The sequence below is a fragment of the Agrobacterium sp. InxBP2 genome, from assembly GCF_026191755.1.
Taxonomy (GTDB): domain Bacteria; phylum Pseudomonadota; class Alphaproteobacteria; order Rhizobiales; family Rhizobiaceae; genus Agrobacterium; species Agrobacterium pusense.
In genome coordinates this window covers 375,335-401,379 of record NZ_JAINDY010000033.1, presented here as the reverse complement: position 1 = coordinate 401,379, position 26,045 = coordinate 375,335, and the positions used below count along the sequence as shown (strand labels likewise).

Annotated in this window: 30 protein-coding genes; 11 read left to right on the top strand and 19 right to left on the bottom strand. The window is 59.6% G+C overall.

What is annotated here, in order from left to right; translation table 11 throughout:
* Positions 1 to 38: 38 nt before the first annotated feature.
* Positions 39 to 2,486, bottom strand: a complete 2,448-nt coding sequence (locus K7A42_RS19860) for a penicillin-binding protein 1A (protein ID WP_004441461.1) — start codon at positions 2,484 to 2,486, stop codon at positions 39 to 41.
* Between the two features lie 325 nt (positions 2,487 to 2,811).
* Positions 2,812 to 4,071: an N-acetylmuramoyl-L-alanine amidase gene (locus tag K7A42_RS19855; protein ID WP_282455858.1), complete on the bottom strand. Its 1,260-nt coding sequence runs from the start codon at positions 4,069 to 4,071 to the stop codon at positions 2,812 to 2,814.
* Between the two features lie 645 nt (positions 4,072 to 4,716).
* On the opposite strand from K7A42_RS19855, the gene K7A42_RS19850 reads away from it, so the two are divergent.
* Positions 4,717 to 7,611 (top strand): Rne/Rng family ribonuclease, encoded by a 2,895-nt coding sequence (locus K7A42_RS19850; RefSeq protein ID WP_137068645.1) that lies wholly within the window; start codon positions 4,717 to 4,719, stop codon positions 7,609 to 7,611.
* 228 nt (positions 7,612 to 7,839) lie between these two features.
* Here the strand turns inward: K7A42_RS19850 and K7A42_RS19845 are convergent, their stop codons facing one another.
* The 3 genes from K7A42_RS19845 to K7A42_RS19835 all read right to left on the bottom strand — a co-directional run bounded on the left by K7A42_RS19845 (position 7,840) and on the right by K7A42_RS19835 (position 9,374).
* Positions 7,840 to 8,544, bottom strand: coding sequence for an SDR family oxidoreductase (locus K7A42_RS19845; RefSeq protein ID WP_004441449.1), 705 nt, complete (start codon positions 8,542 to 8,544; stop codon positions 7,840 to 7,842).
* Between the two features lie 144 nt (positions 8,545 to 8,688).
* On the bottom strand, positions 8,689 to 9,051 hold the full coding sequence (locus K7A42_RS19840; protein WP_137068644.1) for an antibiotic biosynthesis monooxygenase family protein: 363 nt from the start codon (positions 9,049 to 9,051) through the stop codon (positions 8,689 to 8,691).
* Positions 9,048 to 9,374, bottom strand: coding sequence for an NIPSNAP family protein (locus K7A42_RS19835; protein WP_004441442.1), 327 nt, complete (start codon positions 9,372 to 9,374; stop codon positions 9,048 to 9,050). Before K7A42_RS19835 ends, K7A42_RS19840 begins: the two co-directional genes overlap by 4 nt.
* Positions 9,375 to 9,448: 74 nt before the next feature.
* Between K7A42_RS19835 and K7A42_RS19830 the strand changes: the two genes are divergently transcribed.
* Positions 9,449 to 10,132, top strand: a complete 684-nt coding sequence (locus tag K7A42_RS19830) for an ArsR/SmtB family transcription factor (protein WP_042935937.1) — start codon at positions 9,449 to 9,451, stop codon at positions 10,130 to 10,132.
* Between the two features lie 23 nt (positions 10,133 to 10,155).
* Here K7A42_RS19830 and K7A42_RS19825 read toward each other — a convergent pair whose 3' ends face one another.
* Positions 10,156 to 11,313 carry a pyridoxal phosphate-dependent aminotransferase gene (locus K7A42_RS19825; RefSeq protein ID WP_006698022.1) on the bottom strand — a complete coding sequence of 386 codons (1,158 nt, stop codon included), beginning with the start codon at positions 11,311 to 11,313 and terminating at the stop codon, positions 10,156 to 10,158.
* A 173-nt stretch (positions 11,314 to 11,486) separates the two neighbouring features.
* On the opposite strand from K7A42_RS19825, the gene K7A42_RS19820 reads away from it, so the two are divergent.
* The 5 genes from K7A42_RS19820 to aat all read left to right on the top strand — a co-directional run bounded on the left by K7A42_RS19820 (position 11,487) and on the right by aat (position 15,311).
* Positions 11,487 to 12,254, top strand: coding sequence for a DsbA family protein (locus K7A42_RS19820; RefSeq protein ID WP_004441433.1), 768 nt, complete (start codon positions 11,487 to 11,489; stop codon positions 12,252 to 12,254).
* A gap of 125 nt (positions 12,255 to 12,379) precedes the next feature.
* Positions 12,380 to 12,817 carry a type II 3-dehydroquinate dehydratase gene (aroQ, locus tag K7A42_RS19815; RefSeq protein WP_004441429.1) on the top strand — a complete coding sequence of 146 codons (438 nt, stop codon included), beginning with the start codon at positions 12,380 to 12,382 and terminating at the stop codon, positions 12,815 to 12,817.
* 25 nt (positions 12,818 to 12,842) lie between these two features.
* A complete protein-coding gene (gene accB / locus K7A42_RS19810) occupies positions 12,843 to 13,331 on the top strand; it encodes an acetyl-CoA carboxylase biotin carboxyl carrier protein (protein ID WP_004441427.1) in 489 nt (162 codons plus the stop codon).
* A 12-nt stretch (positions 13,332 to 13,343) separates the two neighbouring features.
* A complete protein-coding gene (gene accC / locus K7A42_RS19805; protein ID WP_004441425.1) occupies positions 13,344 to 14,690 on the top strand; it encodes an acetyl-CoA carboxylase biotin carboxylase subunit in 1,347 nt (448 codons plus the stop codon).
* 6 nt (positions 14,691 to 14,696) lie between these two features.
* Positions 14,697 to 15,311 carry a leucyl/phenylalanyl-tRNA--protein transferase gene (gene aat, locus K7A42_RS19800; protein ID WP_072494319.1) on the top strand — a complete coding sequence of 205 codons (615 nt, stop codon included), beginning with the start codon at positions 14,697 to 14,699 and terminating at the stop codon, positions 15,309 to 15,311.
* Between the two features lie 13 nt (positions 15,312 to 15,324).
* Here the strand turns inward: aat and K7A42_RS19795 are convergent, their stop codons facing one another.
* From K7A42_RS19795 to gatB, 5 genes are all read right to left on the bottom strand, one after another.
* On the bottom strand, positions 15,325 to 15,762 hold the full coding sequence (locus tag K7A42_RS19795; protein WP_004441417.1) for a DUF2155 domain-containing protein: 438 nt from the start codon (positions 15,760 to 15,762) through the stop codon (positions 15,325 to 15,327).
* Positions 15,763 to 15,892: 130 nt separating this feature from the next.
* Positions 15,893 to 16,291: an NADH:ubiquinone oxidoreductase subunit NDUFA12 gene (locus tag K7A42_RS19790; protein WP_004441414.1), complete on the bottom strand. Its 399-nt coding sequence runs from the start codon at positions 16,289 to 16,291 to the stop codon at positions 15,893 to 15,895.
* Positions 16,292 to 16,400: 109 nt separating this feature from the next.
* Entirely contained in the window at positions 16,401 to 16,874 is a 474-nt protein-coding gene (locus K7A42_RS19785; protein WP_037089102.1) for a GNAT family N-acetyltransferase, read from the bottom strand.
* Positions 16,871 to 17,368: a GNAT family N-acetyltransferase gene (locus K7A42_RS19780; protein ID WP_022556054.1), complete on the bottom strand. Its 498-nt coding sequence runs from the start codon at positions 17,366 to 17,368 to the stop codon at positions 16,871 to 16,873. The genes K7A42_RS19785 and K7A42_RS19780 overlap by 4 nt, the downstream gene beginning before the upstream one ends.
* Positions 17,369 to 17,586: 218 nt before the next feature.
* Positions 17,587 to 19,092, bottom strand: coding sequence for an Asp-tRNA(Asn)/Glu-tRNA(Gln) amidotransferase subunit GatB (gatB, locus tag K7A42_RS19775; RefSeq protein WP_004441410.1), 1,506 nt, complete (start codon positions 19,090 to 19,092; stop codon positions 17,587 to 17,589).
* Positions 19,093 to 19,243: 151 nt separating this feature from the next.
* Between gatB and K7A42_RS19770 the strand changes: the two genes are divergently transcribed.
* Positions 19,244 to 19,576: a DUF1294 domain-containing protein gene (locus K7A42_RS19770; RefSeq protein WP_034496217.1), complete on the top strand. Its 333-nt coding sequence runs from the start codon at positions 19,244 to 19,246 to the stop codon at positions 19,574 to 19,576.
* Here K7A42_RS19770 and K7A42_RS19765 read toward each other — a convergent pair.
* The gene (locus K7A42_RS19765; protein ID WP_044458777.1) at positions 19,558 to 20,067 is read right to left on the bottom strand and encodes a GNAT family N-acetyltransferase; all 510 of its coding nucleotides are present in this window, start codon (positions 20,065 to 20,067) and stop codon (positions 19,558 to 19,560) included. The two genes, K7A42_RS19770 and K7A42_RS19765, sit on opposite strands and share 19 nt — an antisense overlap.
* Positions 20,068 to 20,340: 273 nt before the next feature.
* On the opposite strand from K7A42_RS19765, the gene K7A42_RS19760 reads away from it, so the two are divergent.
* The gene (locus K7A42_RS19760; RefSeq protein WP_006698014.1) at positions 20,341 to 20,598 is read left to right on the top strand and encodes a YjhX family toxin; all 258 of its coding nucleotides are present in this window, start codon (positions 20,341 to 20,343) and stop codon (positions 20,596 to 20,598) included.
* 58 nt (positions 20,599 to 20,656) lie between these two features.
* Here K7A42_RS19760 and K7A42_RS19755 read toward each other — a convergent pair whose 3' ends face one another.
* From K7A42_RS19755 to K7A42_RS19740, 4 genes are all read right to left on the bottom strand, one after another.
* Complete coding sequence (locus K7A42_RS19755) at positions 20,657 to 21,160, bottom strand: GNAT family N-acetyltransferase (protein WP_282455735.1); 504 nt, start codon at positions 21,158 to 21,160, stop codon at positions 20,657 to 20,659.
* Positions 21,151 to 22,632 (bottom strand): Asp-tRNA(Asn)/Glu-tRNA(Gln) amidotransferase subunit GatA, encoded by a 1,482-nt coding sequence (gene gatA, locus K7A42_RS19750; protein WP_004441402.1) that lies wholly within the window; start codon positions 22,630 to 22,632, stop codon positions 21,151 to 21,153. Before gatA ends, K7A42_RS19755 begins: the two co-directional genes overlap by 10 nt.
* 54 nt (positions 22,633 to 22,686) lie before the next feature.
* Positions 22,687 to 22,974, bottom strand: a complete 288-nt coding sequence (gene gatC / locus K7A42_RS19745) for an Asp-tRNA(Asn)/Glu-tRNA(Gln) amidotransferase subunit GatC (protein WP_004441400.1) — start codon at positions 22,972 to 22,974, stop codon at positions 22,687 to 22,689.
* A 124-nt stretch (positions 22,975 to 23,098) separates the two neighbouring features.
* The gene (locus tag K7A42_RS19740) at positions 23,099 to 23,803 is read right to left on the bottom strand and encodes a metal-dependent hydrolase (RefSeq protein ID WP_282455734.1); all 705 of its coding nucleotides are present in this window, start codon (positions 23,801 to 23,803) and stop codon (positions 23,099 to 23,101) included.
* Positions 23,804 to 23,887: 84 nt separating this feature from the next.
* On the opposite strand from K7A42_RS19740, the gene K7A42_RS19735 reads away from it, so the two are divergent.
* Together K7A42_RS19735 and ruvX are read left to right on the top strand one after the other, a co-directional pair.
* Positions 23,888 to 24,190, top strand: a complete 303-nt coding sequence (locus K7A42_RS19735) for a zinc ribbon domain-containing protein YjdM (RefSeq protein WP_022556051.1) — start codon at positions 23,888 to 23,890, stop codon at positions 24,188 to 24,190.
* A 14-nt stretch (positions 24,191 to 24,204) separates the two neighbouring features.
* Entirely contained in the window at positions 24,205 to 24,684 is a 480-nt protein-coding gene (gene ruvX / locus K7A42_RS19730) for a Holliday junction resolvase RuvX (RefSeq protein WP_006698011.1), read from the top strand.
* Here the strand turns inward: ruvX and K7A42_RS19725 are convergent.
* The 3 genes from K7A42_RS19725 to K7A42_RS19715 form a co-directional block, all read right to left on the bottom strand.
* Positions 24,636 to 24,953, bottom strand: a complete 318-nt coding sequence (locus K7A42_RS19725; RefSeq protein ID WP_004441389.1) for a DUF6105 family protein — start codon at positions 24,951 to 24,953, stop codon at positions 24,636 to 24,638. The two genes, ruvX and K7A42_RS19725, sit on opposite strands and share 49 nt — an antisense overlap.
* Positions 24,950 to 25,111, bottom strand: a complete 162-nt coding sequence (locus K7A42_RS19720) for a hypothetical protein (RefSeq protein ID WP_004441388.1) — start codon at positions 25,109 to 25,111, stop codon at positions 24,950 to 24,952. Before K7A42_RS19720 ends, K7A42_RS19725 begins: the two co-directional genes overlap by 4 nt.
* 250 nt (positions 25,112 to 25,361) lie before the next feature.
* Entirely contained in the window at positions 25,362 to 26,006 is a 645-nt protein-coding gene (locus K7A42_RS19715; protein ID WP_004441386.1) for a TetR/AcrR family transcriptional regulator, read from the bottom strand.
* Positions 26,007 to 26,045: the final 39 nt, after the last annotated feature.

Sequence of the window (26,045 nt, the reverse complement as noted above, 5' to 3'; positions counted from 1 at the left end):
GTAAAGACCCGCGCCCCCGCCAAACGTCATGGCTGATGTCAATAAAGGCCGCCGCCACCGCCGGTGATGGCCTGCTGCGCCTGAGGCGAGGTCTTCAGAATATCTTCCTGCGACATGTAGCCTTCAGCACCGATGACCGAGAAGCTATCGGCCGGGCCTGTGCCGGGCTTAAAGGCTTCCATGATCGTGTCCGGTTCGCCTTCCGCTGCCGCCATACCGGTCTTGCGGTTGACGGCAACGAAGTTCATGCCTGCAGGCACGATGAACTTGCTCGGCTGGAGATGCTTGGCCGCATCGGCGATGAATTCACCGAAAATCGGCGCAGACAGCGAGCCGCCGGTACCACCGCGACCGAGCGGTGCGGGCGAGTCGAAACCAATGTACAGGCCGGCAACCATGTCCGGCGTGTAACCGACGAACCAGGCATCCTTTTCATCATTGGTGGTACCCGTCTTGCCGGCAACCGGCAGATCGACCTTGATCTTGCCTGCGGCCGTACCGCGCTGCACGACACCTTCCAGCATCGAGGTGGTCTGATAAGCGGTCATCGGGTCCAGAACCTGTTCGCGGTTGTCGACGATCACAGGCTCATCCTGGTTCTGCCAGCTGGTAGCGTTGCAACCTTCGCAGGCGCGCTCCTCATGGCGGAATATCGTCTTGCCGTAACGGTCCTGAATGCGGTCAATCAGCGTCGGCTTGATCTGCTTGCCACCATTGGCGATGACCGAATAGGCCGAAACCATACGCATCACGGTGGTTTCACCCGAACCGAGCGACATGGAGAGAAGCGGCGGCATCTTGTCGTAGATGCCGAAGCGTTCGGCATATTCCGCCACCAGATTCATGCCCATGTCCTGCGCCAGACGCACGGTCATGAGGTTACGGGACTTTTCGATGCCGAGGCGCAGGGTCGAGGGACCTGCAGAACCGCCGCCGTAATTCTGCGGTTTCCAGACCTGGCCGCCCGACACCACCTCAATGGGCGCATCAAGAATAACCGATGCGGGCGTATAGCCATTGTCGAGCGCCGCTGCATAGATGAATGGCTTGAACGAGGAACCGGGCTGACGCATTGCCTGCGTCGAGCGGTTGAACTCCGATTGCGCATAGGAGAAACCGCCGACCATGGCCAGAACGCGGCCGGTATGCGGGTCCATCACCACCATGCCCCCCTGGACCTTGGGCGGCTGCCGCAGGCGATATTCATTTCCGGAGCTGGAAAGCGGTTGTGCATAGATGACGTCACCGACTGTCAGGACGCCAACTGGAGACTTGGCGGTGGCTTTCTTGCCTGCCGCGTCACGATAGGCCCAGCGCATGTTCTCCGCAGAGATGTGACCGCGCGTGCGCTTGTCGCCATCTTCCGCATCGGGGTCGGCCTGGATGCCGATATCGACACCATCTGCGGCAACCGCAAGCACGACCGCGACCTTCCATTCCGGAACGTCTCTCAAGCCCTTGACCTTGGCAAGCGCAGCCGTCCAGTCGCCGGCCGTCTCGATCTTTTCGATGGGTCCACGGAAACCGCGACGCTCATCATACTGCACCAGACCATCCTGAAGCGCCTTGCGGGCCTCCATCTGAATCTGGGGATCGAAGGAAGTGCGAACGGAAAGGCCGCCTTCGAGAAGTGCTTCCTCGCCGTATTTCTCGACGATCTGGCGGCGGACTTCTTCGGCAAAGTAGTCGGACGCGAAGATATGCGCGCCACCGCGGCGCAGGTTCACTCCAAGCGGCTGTTTCTTGGCGTCTGCAGCATCGGAGGCCGTGATATAGCCGTTTTCGGCCATGCGGTCGATCACCCAGTCGCGACGCTCGAGAGCCGCCTTTTCGCGGCGGATCGGGTGGTAATTGGCCGGACCTTTCGGCAGCGATGCCAGATAGGCGGTTTCCGCAATGGTCAGTTCCGTCACCGACTTGTTGAAATAGGTGAGCGCCGCGCCGGCGATGCCGTAGGAATTCAGGCCGAAGAAGATCTCATTGAGATAAAGCTCAAGAATCTTGTCCTTGGAATAGGTCTGCTCGATGCGGAAGGAAAGAATGGCTTCCTTGAGCTTGCGGTCGATGGTCTGGTCGTTTGTCAGCAGGAAGTTCTTCGCGACCTGCTGGGTGATGGTGGATGCGCCCACCGGACGGCGGCCGGAGCCGAAATTCTGGATATTGACGAGAATGGCACGGCCGAGGCCCCATACATCGACGCCGGGGTGATTGTAAAAATTCTTGTCTTCCGCGGACAGGAAGGCCGCCTTCACCCGGTCGGGAATCGCCTGGATCGGCAGGAACAGGCGCTTCTCATGGGCATATTCCGCCATAAGCGCCCCGTTGCCCGCATGCACGCGGGTCGTGACCGGCGGTTCATAGGTGCTCAGAACTGCGTAATCCGGCAGGTCCTTCGTCACGCCGTGCAAATAAATCGCACCGGCGGCGGCGGCGCACAGGAAGAGCACGCTGGCCAAGCCGAAAAAATATCCAATCAGTCTGATCATACCAAGCTACCGATAATTCGAATCGTAACCATCCACGCCCGAGGAAACGGGCGCATCTTTGCATATCGCGTGCCGTTTTGCACACCATACCTTCGATGACAAGCCGGATACGGCAGCATTCGCTGATATGTTACCGGGCCACCAGCCCGCAACTCCGCGCCAACGCTTTGCGGACCGCCACCGAATCCGAGTTCCGAGTAACGCGGCGAATGTGAGTAAAATAGGGCTCGGCCCCGTTATTCATCCGCAAGGTCCCGAATTGAACAGCATTTTTAGCGATCAATGGCAACGCGGCAACAGCTCTGCCGACGCGGCGCATTTCCCTTCAACCACCGTTCGCCAGAGCCTTCGAACGGTACCGCCCGACGGCTGTTGCCAGCGTATCGGCCACCTTCTTGCGCCATTCCGCATCGAGAAGCAGCTTCTCGTCGTCAGGATTGGAAAGGAAACCAAGCTCGAGAAGCACCGATGGCACGTCATGGGCGCGCAACACCATGAAACCGGCGTAACGATGTGGATTGTTGATGAGGCCAACCTGCCCCTCGAAGGAAGAAACGATGTTTTCGGCGAGTGTCACCGAGAACGCCTGGGTTTCCCGGCGCGTGAAATCGAGGAGAATATCGGCGACTTCCGGCGGCTCGCTGGAAACGGCGACACCGGCGATCTGGTCGGACTTGTTTTCACGCTCCGCCAATTCCTGCGCCATACGGTCCGACGCGCGATCGGACAATGTATAGACGGTCGCGCCGCGTATGCCTTTCTGTTTCAGTGTATCGGCATGCAGGGAGATGAAAAGATTGGCGTTGTTCTGCCGCGCGATCGTCACGCGTTCGGACAAGGCAAGAAATGTATCGGAATCGCGCGTCAGAAAGGCCTTTATGCCGGGCTCGCGGTTCAGGCGCTCCGCGAGCTCCTTCGCGAACATCAAGGTGATGACCTTTTCCTCGGTGCCCGTCGTGCCACCTGAGGCGCCGGCATCGATGCCTCCATGACCGGCGTCGACCGCGATGACGAATTCCGCCGGACGGGAAGTCTTGTCCGCGGGAGAAATCGCGGCGGTGGTAACGGGCGCAGGCGCCTGCCACTGCTGCTCCTTCACAAGTTCGGCGAACTTGCCCTTGGTGGTGATTTCCGTATCGAGGACGAAACGGAAGGACTGCCCGTCATCGGCCTTTTTCGTTTCAGCGACCGCCACCCGCACCGGCTTCCTCGCCGTCAGCACGATACGGGCGCTGTTTTCCCCCATTCCGCCGAAGCGAATATCGGAAAAAAGGCCGGTCGGCCTGAGATCGGATGCGGGAAAGCTGAAATTCACCGCCGGGAAGTCCACCACGATGCGGGCGGGCGAATCGAGATAGTGAACGTCGAACTCCGGCTCCTCGGCAAAATCGAGAACGATGCGCGTGCGCGCCTCATCGCCGATGATGCGGGCCTGATGCGCGACAAGCGGCTCTGTTGCCTGGACGGCCGGGACGACGGAAACCGAGGCGACGGCAGACAATGTCACGACAGCCGCAAGCCGCGCGATTCGCGCGCCAATCCACCCTGCCCCACCTGATTTCGTTGCGCTGCGCGTGAAATTCATGGTCTTCAAGAAATTCCGTATTTCAATCATTTTCGATAACCGGCGCGGTAAAACACCCGGAACGGTGCCGTTTCAACCACGCCGGACGACAATTTGCGCGTTTGCGCCTCACCATCGCAGGCCTTGGTGAACCAATTGTTAACCCGGAAATTCCACCAACAATATGGCATATTTAGCCAGCCTATTGCTATTATGACAGAGAAAACATACAACATGGATGAGGGTTAAAAGTGTTGACGGGATAGATGCCCGCCGGCTGCCAATCGAAAAAGACGCTGGCGCTGCAAATCGGGCAATCATCTGCCGTCGTTACATTTATCCTGAAACTCGATCAATTCCGGCCGTGGCCGGAGACCTACCCGGTGGCGCTGCCACCGCCGCTCTGAGGAGAGCAAATTCATCGGACCCCAAGGGGTCTATATATTATTGTCGTTCCGCCTGGCCAATGATGTCGCAGCAGTTTTCACATGAACCGGATACCAGGAGCAGGCCAAGCGCCTCGCCGTCGGTCCGGATGCTGCCAGTTTACAGACGCCCGGCAGGAGACTTCATTTCCGGCACATCCTTGCACTCATATGAAAGGCTCGTCCGTGTGGCGGGCCTGTTCTCGTATAAAACAAGGCTGCGCCGAGGAGCACAGCTTACATGGCAGACAAAATGCTTATCGACGCCTCCCACGAAGAGGAGACACGCGTAGTCGTCGTCCGTGGGAACCGGATCGAAGAATTCGATTTTGAATCGGAACACAAGAAACAGATCCGCGGCAATATTTACCTTGCCAAGGTCACCCGCGTTGAGCCCTCCCTCCAGGCGGCCTTCGTGGATTACGGTGGAAACCGTCACGGCTTTCTCGCTTTCGCGGAAATCCATCCGGATTATTACCAGATCCCGCTCGCTGATCGTCAGGCCCTGCTGAAAGCGGAAGCCGAGGATCATCGCCGCAGCGACGATTTCGAATCGGCCGATGCGCCTGAGCCCGCCGCCCCGATGATCGACCTTTCGCAGGTGGATCAGCCGGATGTCGGCATTGTTTCCGCAAGCGAAACCACTGAGACCGTTGTGACGGAAGAAGCTGCACCCGTCGTGGAAGCGGTTTCCGAAGAAGCGGCCGTCGAAGTCGTCGCGGAAGAAGCGCCGGCTGAGGAAGAAAAGCCGAAGAAGCGCGTTCGCCGCCCCCGCGCCAAGAAGAAGACAGCCGAAGAAATCGCAGCCGAGGCGGCAGACGCGTCTTCCGAAGACGACGGCAGCACCGGCGGTGAAATGGCCGCGATGGTCGATACCGACACGATTTCCGAGGAAGTCGAAGGTCTTCGCCGCGGCAATGACGATGATGACGACGACGATGACGATCATCACGAAAAGGAAGTGATCGAATCCGTCGGCGCCGAAGACGCCATGGAAGAAGTTCCGGATCGCGTTGCCCGCAAGCCGCGCAAACAATACCGCATCCAGGAAGTCATCAAGCGCCGCCAGATCCTTCTCGTGCAGGTGGCCAAGGAAGAGCGCGGCAACAAGGGTGCTGCACTCACCACCTATCTGTCGCTGGCCGGCCGTTACTCCGTGCTGATGCCGAATACGGCGCGTGGCGGCGGTATTTCCCGCAAGATCACCCAGCCGACCGACCGCAAGCGTCTGAAAGAAATCGCGCGCGATCTGGAAGTGCCGCAGGGTATGGGCGTCATTCTGCGCACCGCAGGCGCCAACCGCACCCGCGTCGAAATCAAGCGCGACTTTGAATATCTGATGCGCCTGTGGGAAAACGTCCGCACGCTGACGCTGAATTCCACGGCTCCCTGCCTCGTTTACGAGGAAGGCTCGCTGATCAAGCGTTCGATCCGCGATCTCTATAACAAGGATATCAGCGAGATCATCGTTTCCGGCGAAGAAGGCTATCGTGAAGCGAAAGACTTCATGAAGATGCTGATGCCGAGCCACGCCAAGGTGGTTCAGCCTTACCGTGACATTCACCCGATCTTCTCGCGCTCCGGCATCGAAGCGCAGCTCGACCGCATGCTGCAGCCGCAGGTGACGCTGAAGTCCGGTGGCTACCTCATCATCAACCAGACCGAAGCTCTGGTTTCGATCGACGTCAACTCCGGTCGTTCGACACGCGAGCATTCCATCGAGGAAACCGCGCTGACGACCAACCTGGAAGCTGCGGAAGAAGTGGCACGCCAGCTGCGTCTGCGCGACCTTGCCGGTCTTGTCGTCATCGACTTCATCGACATGGAAGAAAAGCGCAACAACCGCGCCGTCGAGAAGAAGCTCAAGGACTGCCTTAAGAACGACCGTGCGCGCATCCAGGTCGGCCGCATCTCGCATTTCGGTCTTCTGGAAATGTCGCGCCAGCGCATTCGCGCTTCGGTGCTGGAATCGACCACGCAGGTCTGCCAGCATTGTGGCGGCACGGGTCATGTGCGTTCGGAATCCTCCATCGCGCTGCATGTGCTGCGTGGCGTCGAGGAATATCTGCTGCGCAACACCACCCACAACATCACCGTGCGTTGCACGCCGGAAACGGCGCTCTATCTGCTCAACCACAAGCGCGGCACGATTGTCGATTATGAAGGCCGCTTCGGCGTGTCGATCATCATTGCCGCCGACTCCGGCGTCGGCGCCCAGCATTTCGCCATCGATCGCGGTGAAGCCGTCGAAAATCCCGTGAAGATCGAAAGCCTCATCCAGATGCTGCCGAACTTCGTGGAAGAAGAAGACGATTTTGTCGCCGAGGTGGAAGAGGACGAAGACGAGGAAGAAATCGTCAAGACCGAAAGCGCCCAGCCCCGCCAGCAGCAGCAGGGCGACAATGGCGAAGAAGGCAAGCGCAAGCGCAAGCGCCGTCGCCGCCGTCGTGGCAAGGGCGGTCAGAACGACCAGAACGGCTCGCTTGAGGCCGGTTCCGGCAACGACGCTGACGGCGACGATGCCGAGGGTGATGACGACGGGATCGACACCGATGACAATGGCGTTGAGACCGAAAACGGCACTGCGGAAGCTGTAACCTCCGAAGAGGAAAGCAAGCGCAAGCGCCGTCGCCGCGGGAAGCGAGGCGGTCGCCGCAATCGTGCAGAGGACGAAGCTCTCGACGCCTCCGGCGCTGAGGACGAAGGCGAAAGCGAAAGCGACGAAGCGCCTGTAACTGAGGCACCGGTAACCGAAGAGGCGACCGCAGCCGAAGTGGTGGAAGGTGTCGTTGCCGACGTCGTGGAAGAGGAAGCACCGAAGAAGCCACGCCGTACCCGCAAGGCGAAGGCCAAGACGGAAACCAAAGAAGCGCCGAAGGCCGAAGCCGTTGAAACGGTGGAGCCGGTGATCGTTGAGGAAACTGTCGTGGATGTCGCTGTTGAAGAAGCAGGCGAAGCGTCGGCCGATGTCGCTCCGCAGGCGGATGCACCGGCGAGCGAAGAAAAGGTCCGCGCGAACCGGGGCAGCAATGTTTCGACTTCGGAGCCGGTGGTTACGTCGTCGTCTCCCAATCCCGATGGCGATGAGCCGAAGCCGCGCAAGGGCGGCTGGTGGCAGCGCCGCGGCTTCTTCTGAGAGAAGCTACGTTTTGGATAAAAGACGCCCGCAACGATGTTGCGGGCGTTTTCTTTTATTGGTGCTAAGGACAGGCGCTTTTGGCGCCGCTGACATTTCCTCATCCCAAGCTTGTCACAGGAACGCAGTCAACGCATGCTCGCGGCGGGAGCGCCCTTTCAGCCCAAGGACCTGGGCTGGCTGGATCCCTTTAACAGGCACGGGATGAGGAGTGGGAGAGGCCAACCGTCAGACGGACCGCGTGAGACCACCATCCACGCGGATATTCTGGCCGGTAATATACCCTGCCCCCTCAGATGCGAGAAATGCCACTGTGGCGGCGATCTCTTCGCTCTTGCCGTAACGCTGCATCGGAACGCTTTCGCGGCGTTCTTCCGTCGCCGGCAGGCTGTCGATCCAGCCGGGAAGGACATTGTTCATGCGGACATTGTCGGCGGCATAGGTATCGGCAAAAATCTTGGTGTAGGAGGCAAGGCCGGCGCGGAACACGGCGGATGTGGGGAACATACTGCTCGGTTCGAAAGCCCAAGCAGTCGAGATGTTGACGATCGCGCCCGCCCTCTGCCTTACCATGACCGGGGCGATGATGCGCGTCGGGCGAATGACGTTCATGAGGTAGACATCGAGCCCGGTATGCCATTGTTCGTCGGTAATATCGAGGATGGCGGCGCGCGGGCCATGGCCGGCGCTGTTCACCAGCACGTCGATACGGCCGAATCTCTCAAGCGCCAGATCCGTCAGCCGTTGCAGGTCTTCATTGGACTGGTTGGAACCGGTAACGCCGATGCCGCCCAACTCTTTCGCCAGCGCCTCTCCCTTGCCAGAAGACGACAGGATAGCGAGCTTGTAACCATCCGCAGCCAGGCGTTTCGCAACGGCAGCTCCCATGCCGCTGCCGCCTGCCGTCACCACCGCCACTTTTTCTGCCGACATCGCTTTTCTCCCATTCCAGGTCTGACGGACAGCCCGTATGGCGGTCCTTCTTCAGCTTAAACTGTCTCATCTTTAACGGGTTTCCAAGACGAGTTTGAACCAGAAAGGCTTGTCGAGGCATGCAGAAAAATTGATGCTGATGCGTCAGCCCGGGCCGACACCCGTTGGGTGAGCAGACCGGCTATCCGCCGGTGCTTCCTCCCTCTCCTGCAAACCATAGTCACGCATCACATGCGCGATACGCAACCTGTAATCGGAGAAGACGCCAGTCCGGCCGAACGACTGGGCGGCGCGATGAGGCAGGGTGTTACGCCACGCCTTCACCGCCTCCTCATCACGGAAGAACGACAAGGAGAGCATCTTTTCGGGATTGCCGATGCTCTGAAACCGCTCGACGGAGAGGAAACCGTCGATGGTTTCAAGTTCTGCCCGCAGGCCGGCGGCTATATCCAGATAATGTTGCTTCTCGCCTGCAGCTGGCCAGACCTCAAAAATCACGGCGATCATCGTCCGGCTCCCGCGTGGGGGGCGGATGCGAGGCGCAGAAACAGTCGGTCCTCGCGACGGATGAATTGTTCGCGGCGCGCGAATTCATAATTTTCCTGCCCGGCCGGATCGGCGGCGAGCCGCGCCCTATAGGCTTCGTACGCGGCGAGGTTTTCGATGTTGTAGACACCGTAGGCAATGGTGCTCGATCCCTCCTTCGGCGCGTAATAACCGATCAGATCAGCCCCGCAACGCGGGATCGCCTCTCCCCAGTTGCGGGCATAGCGTTCGAAGGCATCGACCTTGAAAGGATCGATCTCGTAGCGGATGAAACAGGTCAGCATCGTTTGTCTCCTCATGTTCTGCCTCTCCCTTCTACGCCATTGCCATGCCTCGATGCTTCGGTTACCATCGAAGCATGAAAGACGGACCCGTGATTGCCAATGTTGCCGCCCTTATCGGCGATCCTGCCCGCGCCAACATCTTGACGGCGCTGATGGACGGGCGCGCGCTGACAGCGAGCGAGCTCGCGGAAGCCGCGGGTGTGACCCTGCAAACTGCCAGCGGTCACCTGTCAAAGCTCTCGGACGCACAATTGCTGAAAGCGGAAAAACAGGGTCGACATCGATATTTCCGCCTCTCCGATGAGGATGTGGCGCAGGTTCTGGAAGCGTTGATGGGGCTTGCCCAACGCACTGGCGCGGTACGTGTGCGCACCGGGCCGAAGGACAAGGCGCTTCGTGAGGCGCGCATCTGCTACGATCATCTGGCCGGGGAAAGCGGCGTGGCACTGCTTGCCGCCATTACCGCAAAGGGTCTCCTGACGTTAGGTGATGATCCTGCCTTAACGGAGAGCGGACGCGACTTCTTCTCGAACTTCGGCATAGACCTTTCGCCGCTCGAAAAGGCCCGCCGCCCGGTCTGCCTGCATTGCCTGGACTGGAGCGAACGCCGGCATCACCTCGGCGGCGGGCTTGGCGCATCGCTTCTTGAAGCGATGCAGCAGCGCGACTGGTTGCGGCGCGGAAACGGCCGTGTGCTGACCTTTACTGCCAAGGGTGAAAAGGCGTTCAACAGCACCTTTGGCTGCACGCCCGCCTGATCTCCCCAGCGTATGATACCCGGTTATTTCAGCCAGCCGGCTATACGCCCAACGGCCTCGGCAATGTCAGACACGGAACCCGCATAAGAAATCCGCAGCGCCCTGTGGCCTTCCTCCGGGTCGAAATCCATGCCTGGTGTCGCTGCCACGTCGATTTCTGCCAGCATACGCTTTGCGAAATCCATGCTGTCATTGGAAAAACGGCTGGTATCGACATAGGCATAAAACGCGCCATCCATGGGGGATGCCAGCGGCAGGCCTATTTCCGGCAGTCGCGCCATCAGGAAATCGCGATTGGTGCGATAGCTCTCCCGATAGACATCCAGTTCCTCGGCCGCCGAAAAGGCTGCGGTCGCCGCAAGCTGCGACAGTTCAGGCGGGGAAATATAAAGGCTCTGGGCCAGACACTCGACCGGACGGACGAGGTTTTCCGGCAAGACCATCCAACCGATGCGCCAGCCCGTCATGCAATAATATTTGGAGAAGGAATTGATGACCACCGCATTGTCGGTGATTTCGAGTGCGCTCGTCTCTTCGCCGACGAAGGTAAGGCCGTGGTAAATCTCATCGGAAATGAAGGCCATGTCGCGGCTTTCGCAATAGGTCGCAAGCCGCTTCAGCGCCTCGCGGCCTGTGACGGTGCCGGTCGGATTGGCCGGGCTTGCCAGCAGAACGCCCTTCAGCTTGCAGCCCGCTTTCGTTTCCGCACGCTCCAGACTTGCCGGCGTCAGCGTGTAGCCGGTTTCAGCCGTGACCGGCACTTCCACGACGTTGAGGCCGAGAGCCTTCAGGATATTGCGATAGGCCGGATAACCGGGCCTCGCGATCGCGACATGATCGCCTGCGTCGAAAAGGCTGAGAAAGGCAAGATTGAAGGCCGCTGACGAGCCCGTTGTCACGGCGATGCGAGCCGGATCGATCGCGACCTGGTGACGCAACCGGTAATGGCCGGCAATCGCCTCCCGCAGTTCGCGCAGGCCGAGCGCATCGGTATAACCGATCCGCCCATGTTTCAGCGCCTCTTGAGCCGCTGCCAGCGACGCCTTCGGTGCGGGATGGGAGGGCTGGCCGACCGCCATGGAAATGACGGGGCGGCCCGCCTGCCTGCGCCTGTTCGCCTCCGCCAGAATATCCATGGCGTGAAAGGGTTCGACTGCGCTCCGCTTCGACATCGTAATCAAGGGCATGCTCTTTCCTGAACCGTATTTCAGAGACTTGCCGCAGAATCACAATCTTCACAATCATGCGACCATAATGCGGACAAGTATTTTTGCCGTATGGCATTTGGCTTAAAGTAAGGTAATTGCCTTCATAAGATTTCAAGAGGCTCCGGCCGCACAGAATGAGGACCGATATGGCGCATTTTCTCCGTTCCACCCTTCTTGCCAGCGTGACGGCCCTTTCAGCGGTATTCGCCTCCCTGCCCGCGCATGCGCTCGATGAGCAGCAGAAGAAGGAAATGGGCGAGTTCATCAAGCAGTATCTGATCGAGAACCCGGAGATCATGCTTGAGGTTCAGGATGCGCTTGAGCGCAAGCAATATGCGGCGCGCAACGCCAAGGCGGCAGAGGCGGTCGCCGACAACAAAAAGGCGATCTTCGAATCGAAATTCGATCTGGCACTCGGCAATCCCGATGGCGACGTCACACTCGTTGAGTTCTTCGATTACAACTGCGGTTATTGCAAACGCGCCATGGGAGACATGGACAACATCCTGAAGAGCGACAAGAAAATACGCGTCGTGCTCAAGGAATTCCCGATCCTCGGACCGGAATCGGTTGCCGCCCACCGCGTCTCCAATGCCGTGAAGCTGCTGGCGCCTGCCAAATATCCGGAGTTCCAGCGCACGCTCCTCGGCGGCCGCGGACGGGCGAATGAGGACAGCGCCATGGAAGTCGCGACCTCGCTAGGCCTCAAGGAAGCCGATATCCGCAAGTCGATGGCCGAAAACCCCAATGATGCGCAGGTGCAGGAAACCTACAAGCTGGCAAACAGCCTCGGCATCACGGGAACGCCGTCTTATATCGTCGGCGACGAGGCGGTTTTCGGCGCCGTCGGTGCCGACCCGCTGAAGGAGAAAATCGCCAATATGCGCAGCTGCGGTAAAGCCACCTGCTCCTGATTGCTAAAAAAGCAAGTGCATTCCCTGTGAGATGCCGGCCTGGCGGCCGGTTTACGGCTTGCAGGGGCTTTTCCTTGGCGGCTGCGCAGTCTATAGGTGTCGCTGATTTTCGTATGGAAACGTGAATGAGCAACATCATCATCGTCATCAACGGCCCCAATCTCAACATGCTGGGAAAAAGGGAACCGGGTATCTATGGTGGCAAGACGCTGAAGGACATCGAGAATGATTGTCTTCAAGCCGGTGCCGATCTCGGTTTCGCAGTGGAATTCCGCCAGTCCAACCACGAAGGCGTGCTCGTGGACTGGTTGCATGAGGCGGGAGAAAGGGCGGCGGGTGTCGTCATCAATCCCGGCGCTTACAGCCACACCTCTATCGCGTTGCACGACGCCATTCGCGCGATTTCCACGCCCGTCGTGGAAGTGCACATTTCCAACATCCACGCCCGGGAAGAGTTCCGCCACAAATCGATGGTCTCACCGGCAGCGAAGGGCATGGTCTGTGGTTTCGGACCATATGGATACGTCATGGCGCTTCACGCGCTGAAAAACATCACGGCATAAAAAGAAACAAAGAATAGGGTTTGTCATGTCTGAAAAGAAACAGGGTATCGACAAGGAACTGATCCGCGAACTCGCAAATATCCTCAACGATACCGACCTTTCGGAAATCGAAGTGGAGCAGGATGACCTGCGCATCCGCGTTTCGCGCGCCGCTCCCGCAGCCACGGTTTATGCCGCAGCACCGCCCGCTTATGCACCGGCTCCCGCAGCAGCGCCCGCCGCGCCGGCAATCGCGGCCCCTGCTGCACCGGCAGCAGCCGCTGCACCGGCACGCAACCCGGCAAACACCGTGTCTTCGCCCATGGTTGGCACAGTCTATCTCTCGCCAGCCCCTGGCGCCCGCCCCTTCATCGAAGTCGGCGCAACCGTCAAGGAAGGCCAGACACTTCTCATCGTCGAGGCCATGAAGACCATGAACCAGATCCCGGCTCCGAAGTCCGGCAAGGTCGTGGAAATCATCGTCAACGACGCACAGCCCGTGGAGTATGGCGAAGCCCTCGTGGTCATCGAATAAAGGCGGTTCAGCATGGTTTCGAAGATCCTCATAGCCAACCGCGGCGAAATTGCGCTGCGCGTCCTGCGCGCTGCCAAGGAGCTTGGCATTCCCACCGTCGCCGTGCATTCCACGGCGGACGCGGACGCCATGCATGTGCGCCTCGCCGACGAAAGCGTATGCATCGGCCCGCCGCCTTCGCGTGACAGCTACCTCAACATCCACCAGATCGTTGCGGCCTGCGAAATCACCGGTGCGGACGCCGTTCACCCCGGCTACGGCTTCCTGTCGGAAAACGCCAAGTTTGCCGATATCCTTGACGCGCACGGTATCACCTTCATCGGGCCGACCGCCGAGCATATCCGCATCATGGGCGACAAGATCACCGCCAAGCAGACGGCGCAGGAACTTGGCATTCCCGTGGTTCCCGGCTCCGATGGCGAAGTGAAGCCTGAGAACGCGCTGGAAATCGCACGCACGATCGGCTTTCCGGTCCTCATCAAGGCAACCGCCGGCGGCGGTGGTCGCGGCATGAAGGTGGCGAAGACCGAGGCTGATCTGGAAGAGGCCGTTGCGACTGCCCGCTCCGAAGCGGCAGCAGCATTCGGCAACGACGCCGTCTACATGGAAAAGTACCTCGGCAAGCCACGCCATATCGAAGTGCAGGTGTTCGGCGACGGTGAAGGCAATGCCATTCATCTCGGAGAGCGCGATTGCTCGTTGCAGCGTCGACACCAGAAGGTGCTGGAAGAAGCCAATTCTCCGGCTCTGACGGTTGAACAGCGCATGAAGATCGGCGAGATTTGCGCGAGCGCCATGCGCAAGCTGAAATACCGCGGTGCCGGCACCATCGAGTTCCTTTATGAAAACGGCGAGTTCTATTTCATCGAAATGAACACGCGTCTGCAGGTGGAGCATCCGGTCACGGAAGCGATTACCGGCATGGATCTCGTGCAGGAACAAATCCGCGTCGCATCGGGTCAGGGCCTCTCGGTCACGCAGGCCGATATCGAATTCCATGGCCACGCCATCGAATGCCGTATCAATGCCGAAGACCCGCGCACCTTCGTTCCCTCGCCTGGCACGCTGACCTATTTCCACACGCCGGGCGGCCTTGGTGTGCGCGTCGATTCGGGCGCCTATCAGGGCTACAAGATCCCGCCCTATTACGACAGCATGATCGGTAAGCTCATCGTTCACGGCCGCGACCGTGACGAATGCATTCGCCGCCTGCGTCGGGCGCTCGACGAATTCGTCGTCGACGGCATCAAGACCACGCTGCCGCTTTTCCAGGATCTTCTTCAGAATGAGGATATCCTGAAGGGCGATTATGATATTCACTGGCTGGAAAAATATCTGGCCGGTGACGCGTCTCACTAAGACGATATGGCTGGGCGGCGCAGCAGAAATAACGACATAACGGTCGATATCCTGCTGCGCGCCTATTCCGCCGGCCTGTTTCCGATGGCCGATTCGGCTGACGATCCCGAGCTTTTCTGGGTCGAGCCGGAAGTGCGCGGTATCATCCCGCTCAATTCCTTCCACATTTCCAAAAGCCTCGCCAAAGCGATGCGCAAGAAGCCATTCGACATACGCTTCAACACCGCTTTCGAGGCTGTCATGGCGGGCTGCGCCGCAGAGGCCCCGGACAGGCCAAGTACCTGGATCAACGCCACCATTCGCAGGCTTTATAGCGAACTGCATCAGATCGGCCATGCCCATAGCGTCGAGGCCTGGGAAGGCAAGGAGCTTGTCGGCGGACTCTACGGCGTTTCGCTGGGAGCGGCATTCTTCGGCGAAAGCATGTTCTCCCGTCGCACCAATGCATCGAAGATTTGCCTCGTGCATCTGGTGGAGAGATTAAAAGCAAGCGGCTTCGTGCTGCTCGACACTCAATTCACGACGGAGCATTTGAAAACGTTCGGCGCCATCGATGTGCCGAAGCTTGAATATGCGAAAATGCTCGACGTCGCCGTCAATCGGCCGAGTCTGCATTTCTAGACGTTATCTTGGGTTATTTGCTTGCCGTAGAGGGCGCAGGCACTTCCGAGTCCTGTTTGCAACCCGTCAGCCATACGTCATAGATCGGGTGTTCCACGGCGTTGAGGCCGGGGCTGTCGGCGAACATCCAGCCGGTGAAGATGCGACGGATTTTACGGTCGAGGGTGATTTCATCCACTTCGACAAATGCGTCGATCTTCTGCGCTTCCGTCTGGTCGCGCGAGTAACAGACCTTCGGCGTGACCTGAAGCGCGCCGAACTGCACCGTCTCATCGATATAGACATCGAAGGACGTGATGCGGCCCGTGATCTTGTCGATGCCGGAAAAGACCGCTACGCGGTTTTCAAGCCGGGCGGCGGAGACGGGCGAAATGAGGAAGGCAGCAGAAACCGCCGCGAACAGCGTCACCGTCAGCGCACGCAAAGAACGGTCCCGCGTGATTTTCCTCATACGATGTGTCTCCAAAATTTGCCTGTGTCGGGACGCCGACCGGATCAACGCCTAAGGGCGGAATGTGGCAAAAACCGGTGAGGCCGGATGCATGCGCGGCGTTTTGCACAACACCGCGCATCGCGATAGCTCAGTTGCCGGGTGTCCAGGCGTCGTAGTCGCCGGTCACACGCGGGCGCTCCCCGGCCACAGCCAGCGAGCCCTGAGGGCGATAGGCCTTGGACGAGCCTGTAAGGTTTGGCTGATGCGGCTTCTGCCACTCGCGCGCAACGTAGCTTTCCTGGCTCGGCGGAACGTCGGTGCGGTAATGCATCCAGCCATGCCAGCCGGGCGGAATGGCAGAGGCCTCAGCGTAGCCGTTATAGATCACCCAGCGGCGTGGCATGCCCCAGGAGGTGGTGCCGCCTTCGTAATAGGTGTTACCCAACTCGTCCTGCCCCACCTTCTTGCCGAAACGCCAGGTGTGAAACCGCGTTCCGATCGTCTGGCCGTTCCACCAGGTGAAGATTTGCGTCAGGAGAGTCTTCATTCTACGTTCCTCAGGCTTGAATGCGCCGCAGCGATTTTCCGTGCACGGCACAAGACATGCTTATGCCGCCCCTCACGCCAATTGTCCAGCATTTCAAGATATATCCGTGCTATTTCAGCTTCATCCTGAAGCCAAGATGCCGCTTCTCGAAACCCAGCCGCTCGTAGAAGCGGTGCGCGTCCAACCGGGCCATGTTGGAGGTGAGCTGCGCGGCTTTCAGGTCCTGACGGCGGGCTTCATCAAGACAATAGTTGATCATCACCGCGCCGATGCCGCGACCGCGCATGTCGGCCCTTGTCTGCACCGCTTCGATGACCATAGACTTGGCCCCTCGCCCGACGAGCTTGGTGAGGATCGCCGTCTGAAAGGTGCCGACCACCTCGCCATCCAGTTCGGCGACGTAAAGCGTTTCGCTCGGCGAGGCCTCGATTGCCCGGAAGGCGGCAAGATAATCGGGCTGTGCCGATTCGTCCGCCGTATCGCCGTGGCCGCCGATCTCGTCAGCGGCAAAAATGGCGGCGAGCGCCGGCAGATCGTCTTCACGGGCCGTTCGAATTATCAGATTTTCCAGGGTCGCATTCATCGAGTCAGGCTCTTTTCCATCACGATGCCGGGCAGCCCCTCGATACCCGCCATGCGCTCGATTCGGTCCACCTCGACAAATCCGACGCCTTCATAGAAGTTGATTGCGACAGTATTTTTGGGCTCAACCTCAAGCCGCATGATTTCCGCGTCGGGAAAGCAGGTTTCTAGCTCTGCGAAGAGATCGCGGCCGACGCCCTGCCGCTGAAGATCGGGCGCCACGTAAAGCTGGTGCAACAGCGCCGTCTTCGCCATCTTGGTAGACATGGAGCCGTAAGCCATGCCGCCGATCCGCTTGCCGTCATCGGCAACAAGGAACTCGCCACCTTTCTTTTCGACGCGGTCTTTCATGGCCTGCGGCGAATGCCAGGCTGCGATCAGCTGGTTGACCTTATCCGCGCCGTAGATAGCGTCATAGGTCGCGTGCCATGTCGTCGCGAGCAGCGCCCGGACTGGCTCGATGTCACGCAGGCTGGCTGTGCGGATGAAAAACATGATCTGGCTCCGTCTTGAAACAGAAATGCCGGGCGTTGATCCCGGCAGAAGTGATGTCAGTCGCCCTTGCTGGACGTCATCCTCTGGTTTGCCCCGAGGATCTAAACGCGGTGAACCTTGTGTGGCTCGTTAGATCCTCGGGGCAAGCCCGAGGATGACGAAGGAGAGGTCTACAGTCTCCCTCAACCTTTTCTGAGGGCCGCTCCGACCCACAGTTCCTATTCGTCTTCGATTCCGAGCTTCGCCTTGACCAGCGCCTGCACAGCCTGCGGGTTGGCTTTGCCGCCCGTCGCCTTCATCACCTGGCCGACGAACCAGCCGGCGAGCGTCGGCTTCGCCTTGACCTTCTCGACCTGATCCGGGTTGGCGGCGATGATCTCGTCAACGGCCTTTTCGATGGCGCCGGTGTCGGTCACCTGCTTCATGCCGCGGGCTTCAACGATCTCGGCCGGATTACCGCCCTCGTTCCAGACGATTTCAAACAGATCCTTGGCGATCTTGCCGGAGATGGTCTCGGCCTTGATGAGATCGATGATGCCGCCGAGCTGTTCTGGCGACACCGGCGTCGTCTCGATGTCCTTGCCGGACTTGTTCAGCGCGCCGAGCAGGTCGTTGATGACCCAGTTGGCGGCAGCCTTTGGATCGCGTCCGGCGGCGACGGCTTCGTAATAATCGGCAATCGCCTTTTCTGAGACCAGAATCGAGGCGTCATAGACCGACAGGCCGAGATCGGCGACGAAACGGGCCTTTTTGTCATCAGGCAGTTCCGGCAGATCGACCTTCAGCGCCTCGACGAAGGCATCATCGAATTCGAGCGGCAGCAGGTCCGGATCGGGGAAATAGCGATAGTCATGCGCGTCTTCCTTGGAGCGCATGGACCGCGTTTCGCCCTTGCCGGGATCGAACAGGCGGGTTTCCTGATCGATGACGCCGCCATCTTCCAGAATGGCGATCTGGCGACGCGCCTCATATTCGATGGCCTGGCCGACGAAGCGGATGGAGTTGACGTTCTTGATCTCGCAGCGCGTGCCGAAGCCTTCGCCCGGACGGCGCACGGAGACGTTGACGTCGGCGCGCATGGAGCCTTCGTCCATGTTGCCGTCGCAGGTGCCAAGGTAACGCACGATGGAGCGCAGCTTGGTGAGATAGGCCTTCGCCTCATCCGACGAACGCATGTCCGGCTTGGAGACGATTTCCATCAGCGCCACGCCCGAACGGTTCAGGTCCACGAAGGACATGGTCGGGTGCTGGTCGTGCATCGACTTGCCGGCGTCCTGCTCCAGATGCAGGCGCTCGATGCCAATCTCGATATCCTCAAAATTGCCCTGACGGTCGGGACCAAGCGAAATGGTGATGGTGCCCTCGCCGACGATCGGATCCTTGAACTGCGAAATCTGATAGCCCTGCGGCAAATCCGGATAGAAGTAGTTCTTGCGGTCGAAGATCGAGCGATTGTTGATCTTGGCCTTGAGGCCGAGACCGGTGCGCACCGCCTGCTTCACGCATTCCTCGTTGATAACAGGCAGCATGCCGGGCATGGCCGCATCCACCAGCGACACGTTGGAATTCGGCGCATTGCCGAAGGTGGTGGAGGCGCCGGAGAACAGCTTGGAATTGGAGAGAACCTGCGCATGCACCTCCATGCCGATCACGATTTCCCAATCGCCGGTGGCGCCGGGAATGAAGCGTTTCGGGTCGGGGGTGCGCACGTCTACAAGGGTCATCTGAAGCTCACGATATACGGGTTCTTTGGCCTTGGTGGGTAGAACAAATGAAGCGCTGGCGCAAGACATCTTGCACCCCGTCGCGCGACGGCCGGAATTTTCGAAGACATCAGATACGCGTTTTTTACCCTTATAGGTTTCAATTCACGCCATGCAAACGATCGCTCTCTGCTTTCTGGCTTATATCGCCTTCAATCTCTTCGTCTTTCTTGTCTATTGGTGGGACAAGGAAGCGGCGAGGAATGGAGGATGGCGTATCCGGGAAAGCACGCTGCTTTTGCTCGCGCTCGTGGGTGGCAGTGCGGGCGCGATCTCGGCGCAAAGGTTGCTGCGGCACAAAACCCGCAAAGAACCGTTTCGCAGCAAGCTGATATCGATCGTCATCTTGCAGGCGGGCCTCGTCGCATCGCTCCTCATCACGCCGGACTGGCCGATGCGGCTGATGGCCACTCTACAAACCCTGTTTCAGAACGCCGGCCCGTAAAGACCACTCTCGACCTCAGCCAGTTGCTTCTGCAGGCCCACCGATTGCACCTCGCGGTCCAGCTTCGGCGCATAGGAAACCGAGAGCCAGCGAATGCTATAGCCATGGTAGCGGAAAAAGGCGACGGCCGGTTCATTCTGGGCATGGGTTTCAAGCCGTATGGTCTCGAAGCCCTTTTCCTCTATCAGTCGTTCGATGTCGCCCAGCAGGCGGCTGCCGACGCCCCTCCGCTGAAACTCCGGATCGATCCAGAAGTCGGAAATCGCCTCGTTAAAATGCTCCCGCGCGGCCCAACCCGCAACCGAGCCGCCCAGTTCCGCGACGCGGATGGCAAGCCAGGACGAGCGGGTGAAATTGGAAAAGGCGCTCGCCGCATTGTCGTAAAGCGTCGGTGTGATGCCGAGAGCCGCGGTTGCCTGCCGCCACGCCCTGAGGCCGATGGCCGCCAGAACCTCCGCTTCCTGCTCATACGCGTTGCGAATGACGATCAAGCCGCGCCCTCCTTGGCCGTTTGAAGTAAACCATTGCGGGTGCGATTCGACCAGCGTGGTTTTCCCGCTTCCTGCGGGACTTGACCGCGCCGGTTTGGCCCATTACCCAAAAGGAGCAAGAACGGAGTTTTTATGTTCGCTCAATCGGAGTCCCGGTAAAGGCCCTGCCCGCAAGTTTCTTGCGCGCCGGGCCAAATGAAACCGAGCCGGATGCCCTAACGGCACCCGGGTTTGCTTTCACGCGTCTAGAAGACGCCGACCGGACTTCCAACAATGGACATTTCCCGCGCTGAACAGCGCATTCTTCACCTGCTCGCCCAGGGCGGCAGAATTGAACTCGTTCGAGACGACGCCCGCAAAATTGAAAAACTTTCGCTCTTCACGCGTGAAGGATGGATTTTCAGCGGCCTCGATCTCCTCACCTTCCGCAAGCTGAAACGGAAGCGAGCCATCGCCTCCTCCGGTGGCAAGCCCTACCGCATTACCACGCGCGGGCTGGAACTTGTGAGGGGTGAGCTGGACAACCGATAAACTGACCGGGCGGCGGCAATGCCGTCGCCCGGCAGTTCGCCACGCGGCATCGACGGTGTCACAAATTATGAGAGAGCATTTGCTCCAGCTTCACCTTCTCAAGTTCGACTTTCATGATGTCGGACCATTCCATGCCGCGCCAGACGATCTGAAAGCCGCAACGCTGGTAAAGGCCTATGGCGGCGCGATTTTTCGCATGGGTGTCGATGGTGGCAAGCGGCAGGCCCGCAGCCCGCATCCTGTCGAGAAAGTGGAGGATCAGCGCTTTGCCAATCCCCTTGCCCTGCCAGTTCGGGTCCACCCACAGATCGGAAATATGATGAGGCTTGGCATCACAAGCGCCCCAACCGACGACAACACCGTCGATTTCGGCCACGACGACATCACCGGTCGGAGACTTGGCGAAGCTTTCGAATTCGCCCCTCACCCACTCGATGACATGGGAATCGAGATAGGCGGCGTCGAAGGCTTCACCGGCACGCCATGCGGCAAAACCGACAAAGCCGACCGCATCGCGATCGGCTTCGTTCATCTGTCTGAGCTTGAGACTGCTTACCACCACTTGGCAGGCGTGAACTTGCCCGCTGCCTGCTCGATGGCGTGGGCCGTCTTGAACAGCGTTTCTTCTTCGAACGGCTTGCCGATGAGCTGCAGGCCAAGCGGCAGGCCCTTGCCATCAAGACCAGCAGGCACCGAGAGGCCGGGAAGACCGGCCATGTTGACGGTGATGGTGAAGACGTCCTGCAGGTACATCTTGACGGGATCGGAGGCGAGCTCCTCATCACCGACCGCGAAGGCGGAAGACGGCGTGATCGGCGCCAGAATGGCGTCGACGCCTTCGTGGAAGACGTTCTCGAAGTCGCGCTTGATGAGCGTACGGACCTTCTGCGCCTTGAGATAATAGGCGTCGTAATAACCGGCCGAAAGCACATAGGTGCCGACCATGATGCGACGCTGCACTTCCTTGCCGAAACCGGCGGCGCGGCTCTTTTCGTACATGTCGGCAATGTCCTTGCCGTCGACGCGCAGGCCGTAGCGGACGCCGTCATAACGGGCAAGGTTGGACGAGGCCTCTGCCGGTGCGACGATGTAATAGGCGGGAAGCGCATATTTGGTGTGCGGCAGCGAGATGTCGACCACCTCTGCACCGGCGTCGCGCAGCCATTCGACGCCCTTGGCCCAGAGCTTTTCGATTTCGTCAGGCATACCGTCAACGCGGTATTCCCGGGGGATACCGATCTTCAGGCCCTTGAGCGACTGGCCGATGGCCTTTTCGTAATCCGGCACAGGAAGGTCAACCGAGGTCGTGTCCTTGGCGTCGACGCTTGCCATGGTCTTCAGCAGGATGGCCGCGTCGCGCACGTCGCGGGCAATCGGGCCAGCCTGATCGAGCGACGAGGCGTAAGCGACGATGCCGAAGCGCGAGCAGCGGCCGTAAGTGGGCTTGATGCCGACGGTGCCGGTGAAGGCCGCCGGCTGGCGGATGGAACCGCCGGTATCGGTTGCGGTGGCGCCGGCGCAAAGATGCGCGGCAACGGCAGCGGCCGAACCGCCCGAGGAGCCGCCAGGCACCAGCTTCTGCTCGGAACCATTGGCGCGCCACGGGTTGATGGCCGGGCCGTACCACGAGCTTTCATTGGACGAGCCCATGGCGAATTCGTCCATGTTGAGCTTGCCGAGCATGACGGCGCCCTGATCCCAGAGGTTCTGGGTGACGGTGGATTCGTATTTCGGCTTGAAGCCATCGAGGATGTGCGAGCAGGCTTGGGTATGAATGTCACGCGTTGCGAAAAGGTCCTTCACGCCGAGCGGAATACCTTCCAGCTCACCCGCGGAACCGGCAGCAATACGGCCGTCGGAGGCTTTCGCCATCTCACGCGCCTTTTCGGGCGTCGTCGCCACATAGGCGTTCAGCGCACCGTTGGCGGTGTCGATGGCGGAGAGATAGGCGTCGGTGAGCTCAAGGGCGGAAAATTCTTTCGCCTTCAGCTTCTCGCGGGCTTCGGCAATGGTCAGGCTCGTCAGGTCGGTCATGGTCGGCAACGGCTTTCGAAAATCTCGGAAAAATCGGGCGGCAAGATGGATCGATTACTCGACCACTTTCGGCACCATGAAGAAATTGCGATCGGTCGCGGGCGCGTTGGCGACGATGTCGTCCGCCTTGTCGCCATCGGTCACCTCGTCGGCGCGCTTCTTCATCGCCACCGGCGTCACCGACGTCATCGGCTCGACGCCATCCACATTCACTTCCGAAAGCTGCTCCACGAAACCGAGTATGCCATTCAGCTGGCCGAGCATGTTCTGTGCTTCGTCTTCAGTGACAGCGATACGGGCAAGGCGCGCAACACGCTTTACGGTGGCGAGATCGACGGACATGGTTTTACTCCGATGGGATATTTCCCATTCGCTATAATGACCATGTCCGTCCTTCGCAACGGTAGAAAGCATGTCGCGGCTAACTCGGCGGCGGTTTTGCGCTCACGACATGCGGCGTTGACGCTTAGAAGGACAGGACGTCGCCCGCCCTGGGTGTATGGACGCGCGCTTCGGCGCCTTCCATGCCGGCCACGAATTTCTCCGGCGTCTGGTCGATTATCGGGAAGGAGCCGTAATGGCAGGGAAGCACGTGCTGGAACTTGAAGAAGCGCTGGCAGGCAAGCGACGCCACAGCTCCGCCCATGGTAAAGCGGTCACCGATCGGCACGAGACCGATATCAGGCTGATGCAGTTCATTGATGAGCTTCATGTCGGAGAAGATATCCGTATCGCCCATGTGGTAGACGGCCGGACCGTCCTCGAAATGCAGCATCAGGCCGTTGGCATTGCCGAGCGAATGGGAAACGCCATCCTCGGTGATCTGGGCGGAGGAATGCAGCGCATTGGTGAAGGTAACCGAGAAACCGTCAAAATGAACGGTGCCGCCGGTATTGCCCATATCGACCTTCGCAACACCCTTGGCAGAAAGCCACGCGGCTAGATCGGCATTCGCCAGCACGGTCGCACCCGTCTCGCGGGCAAGCTGCACGGTATCTCCGACATGGTCGCCATGGCCGTGGGTCAGCAGAATATGGGTGACGCCTTCGGCTGCAGACTTGCCATCCTGCCCTGCAAAACCGGGGTTGCCGGTGAAAAACGGATCGATGAGAATCTTCGCGCTGCCGTTTTCCAGACGGAAGGCGGAATGGCCGAGCCAGGTGATTTTCATGGGAAGTTCTCCTTTGTATTGCCGGTATAATATGACATAGGACGGCCTGAACAACCGCACTACCTGTATTTAAGAGGGGCGACAATGGCCGCTGACAATGACGATTATGTGTACGACGAAGCGACCGGCGAATGGCGCCCTGCTTCCGAACTGGCCGCAGAAGCGGCACGCGCGAAGGAAGTGCGCGATGCAGCAGGCAATGTGCTCGCCGATGGCGATTCCGTGACCTTGATCAAGGATCTGAAGGTCAAGGGCACCAGCACGGTCATCAAGCAGGGCACGGTCATCAAATCGATCCGGCTGACCGATAATCCGGAAGAAATCGATTGCAGGCATGATGCGGTGAAGGGTCTGGTGCTGCGCACCGAATTCGTCCGCAAGCGATAAGGACAGCACGCGACATGGCAACACTCACCATCGAGGAACTGGCGGCAACGCTTCAGCCCGCGCAGGCAATTGCCGGCCTCGACCTTGGTACGAAAACCATCGGGCTCGCCATGTCGGATCTGTCGCGGCGTTTTGCGACACCGCGCCCCGTTATCAAGCGCGTGAAATTCACGCTGGATGCGGAAGTGCTGCTGGCCTTCGCTGAAAAGGAAAAGGTCGCCGCCTTCATTATCGGCCTGCCGATGAACATGGACGGCTCCGCCGGGCCCCGCGTGCAGGCAACCCGCGCTTTCGTGCGCACCATGGGCGAAAAAACCGCCCTGCCCTTCGTTTACTGGGATGAGCGGCTTTCGACCGTTGCGGCAGAGCGCGCTCTTCTCGAAATGGATGTGTCTCGCGCCAAGCGGGCCGAACGCATCGATTCGGCGGCGGCGAGTTTCATTCTTCAGGGTGCGCTGGACAGGCTTTCCGCACTCACCCGCGCGGCCGACTGACGGCCCTGCCACCAGGCGTAAATCTGCCTGCGTTTGCGGAAACCGAGAATCGCAAAAACGATCAGGCTGTCGACCGCAATGGCACGCGCCACCAGCGGCGGCAGGCTTTCCGGCGGAAGTCCGAGAATATTCCCGTATATCTCGAAGACGAGATCATGGGTCTGACGTGTGAGCATGTAGAAGCCGAAGCTCATGTCGTAATAGGAAAGCCAGTACCAGCTGCCCAGCAGCGCGACAGGACCGGCCCACAGGATCAGAAACCACTTCATGCCGCCTGCCCCCGCACAAACAGTGTATCGGGAATGCCAGCAAGCACCGCCCAGCGCGCCACGGCCATCAGGCAGAGGTTCAGCGCCGGCACGTCGATATCCAACGGCAGCATAGCAAAAAACGTCATCATGACGCCCAAAGCTGTCCAGCGGCTCACTTGCGGCTCCCTTATGCGCAGTCATTGCGCATGGTTAACATTTCGTTAATCCACACTGGACCGGCCGGGATGGAGAGGCAAATGAAAGCTGTGATTATGGTTAACGACGGGCGGCCGGCATGTGGAAAACAACGTGACCGGCTGCACGGACGGACGCGCCGAGCGGTTGCCGGCCCGGTAAGAACATGGCTGATTTTTCTTTAATGCCCAGCGTCCAGCGCGGCTGCCTGGGCCCGTGTCTGAGACCGGTTCAGCCGTAAACGCCCCGCACCAGCCTTTTGACGGCAGTGGCGATCTTGTCCCAGTCCCGATCCGATTTGAGCGCAACACCGGCAAACTGCCCGCTGGTGGCGGCGGAAATGACAAGGTGCTGGATGGCGGCGAACAGCACGGCATTGACGGCGGCGGTATCAACACCCTTCGGCGCCGCCAGCGAACCGCGCATGCGCTCCAGCCATTTGCCAAGCGACTTGGCACGGGCTTCCGCCAGCTGGCGCACCTGCGGCGAGCCGTCGGAAACTTCCCAGGCGATGATTTTGCAGACAAGAGGGTCGCTGCGCAGCGCATCCATGAAGTAGAGCGCCAGCTTTTCCATCAGATCACCATAGGTCAAAAGGAACATGCCGCCGGTATCTTCCGGAATGCGATCCTTCACCCAAGACCCGAGATCCTCACCGATCGCCTCAATCAGACCATCGAGGCCGCCGAAATAACGGTAGATCAGCTGCTTGTCGCAGCCGGCACGGCGAGCAACGGCATTGATCCCGAAGCCCTGAAATCCCTCTTCGGCAAGCAGCGACCGCGCCGCATTAAAAATCGCCTTCTCGGTCTGAGCGCGATCCTTGATGCGCTTTTCCGGTCTGTCGGCTGAAATCGCCTCTGCGGTCGCCAGCATGATTCCCTACCCGTTTTCTGAAAGCCTGACTACACGGGT

Excerpts from the sequence above, each read along its gene's own strand:
- K7A42_RS19860 (WP_004441461.1), bottom strand. The coding sequence starts at position 2,486 with ATGATCAGACTGATTGGATATTTTTTCGGCTTGGCCAGCGTGCTCTTC.
- K7A42_RS19855 (WP_282455858.1), bottom strand. The coding sequence starts at position 4,071 with ATGAATTTCACGCGCAGCGCAACGAAATCAGGTGGGGCAGGGTGGATT.
- K7A42_RS19850 (WP_137068645.1), top strand. The coding sequence starts at position 4,717 with ATGGCAGACAAAATGCTTATCGACGCCTCCCACGAAGAGGAGACACGC.
- K7A42_RS19845 (WP_004441449.1), bottom strand. The coding sequence starts at position 8,544 with ATGTCGGCAGAAAAAGTGGCGGTGGTGACGGCAGGCGGCAGCGGCATG.
- K7A42_RS19840 (WP_137068644.1), bottom strand. The coding sequence starts at position 9,051 with ATGATCGCCGTGATTTTTGAGGTCTGGCCAGCTGCAGGCGAGAAGCAA.
- K7A42_RS19835 (WP_004441442.1), bottom strand. The coding sequence starts at position 9,374 with ATGCTGACCTGTTTCATCCGCTACGAGATCGATCCTTTCAAGGTCGAT.
- K7A42_RS19830 (WP_042935937.1), top strand. The coding sequence starts at position 9,449 with ATGAAAGACGGACCCGTGATTGCCAATGTTGCCGCCCTTATCGGCGAT.
- K7A42_RS19820 (WP_004441433.1), top strand. The coding sequence starts at position 11,487 with ATGGCGCATTTTCTCCGTTCCACCCTTCTTGCCAGCGTGACGGCCCTT.
- aroQ (WP_004441429.1), top strand. The coding sequence starts at position 12,380 with ATGAGCAACATCATCATCGTCATCAACGGCCCCAATCTCAACATGCTG.
- accB (WP_004441427.1), top strand. The coding sequence starts at position 12,843 with ATGTCTGAAAAGAAACAGGGTATCGACAAGGAACTGATCCGCGAACTC.
- accC (WP_004441425.1), top strand. The coding sequence starts at position 13,344 with ATGGTTTCGAAGATCCTCATAGCCAACCGCGGCGAAATTGCGCTGCGC.
- aat (WP_072494319.1), top strand. The coding sequence starts at position 14,697 with ATGGCTGGGCGGCGCAGCAGAAATAACGACATAACGGTCGATATCCTG.
- K7A42_RS19795 (WP_004441417.1), bottom strand. The coding sequence starts at position 15,762 with ATGAGGAAAATCACGCGGGACCGTTCTTTGCGTGCGCTGACGGTGACG.
- K7A42_RS19790 (WP_004441414.1), bottom strand. The coding sequence starts at position 16,291 with ATGAAGACTCTCCTGACGCAAATCTTCACCTGGTGGAACGGCCAGACG.
- K7A42_RS19785 (WP_037089102.1), bottom strand. The coding sequence starts at position 16,874 with ATGAATGCGACCCTGGAAAATCTGATAATTCGAACGGCCCGTGAAGAC.
- K7A42_RS19780 (WP_022556054.1), bottom strand. The coding sequence starts at position 17,368 with ATGTTTTTCATCCGCACAGCCAGCCTGCGTGACATCGAGCCAGTCCGG.
- gatB (WP_004441410.1), bottom strand. The coding sequence starts at position 19,092 with ATGACCCTTGTAGACGTGCGCACCCCCGACCCGAAACGCTTCATTCCC.
- K7A42_RS19770 (WP_034496217.1), top strand. The coding sequence starts at position 19,244 with ATGCAAACGATCGCTCTCTGCTTTCTGGCTTATATCGCCTTCAATCTC.
- K7A42_RS19760 (WP_006698014.1), top strand. The coding sequence starts at position 20,341 with ATGGACATTTCCCGCGCTGAACAGCGCATTCTTCACCTGCTCGCCCAG.
- gatA (WP_004441402.1), bottom strand. The coding sequence starts at position 22,632 with ATGACCGACCTGACGAGCCTGACCATTGCCGAAGCCCGCGAGAAGCTG.
- gatC (WP_004441400.1), bottom strand. The coding sequence starts at position 22,974 with ATGTCCGTCGATCTCGCCACCGTAAAGCGTGTTGCGCGCCTTGCCCGT.
- K7A42_RS19740 (WP_282455734.1), bottom strand. The coding sequence starts at position 23,803 with ATGAAAATCACCTGGCTCGGCCATTCCGCCTTCCGTCTGGAAAACGGC.
- K7A42_RS19735 (WP_022556051.1), top strand. The coding sequence starts at position 23,888 with ATGGCCGCTGACAATGACGATTATGTGTACGACGAAGCGACCGGCGAA.
- ruvX (WP_006698011.1), top strand. The coding sequence starts at position 24,205 with ATGGCAACACTCACCATCGAGGAACTGGCGGCAACGCTTCAGCCCGCG.
- K7A42_RS19725 (WP_004441389.1), bottom strand. The coding sequence starts at position 24,953 with ATGAAGTGGTTTCTGATCCTGTGGGCCGGTCCTGTCGCGCTGCTGGGC.
- K7A42_RS19715 (WP_004441386.1), bottom strand. The coding sequence starts at position 26,006 with ATGCTGGCGACCGCAGAGGCGATTTCAGCCGACAGACCGGAAAAGCGC.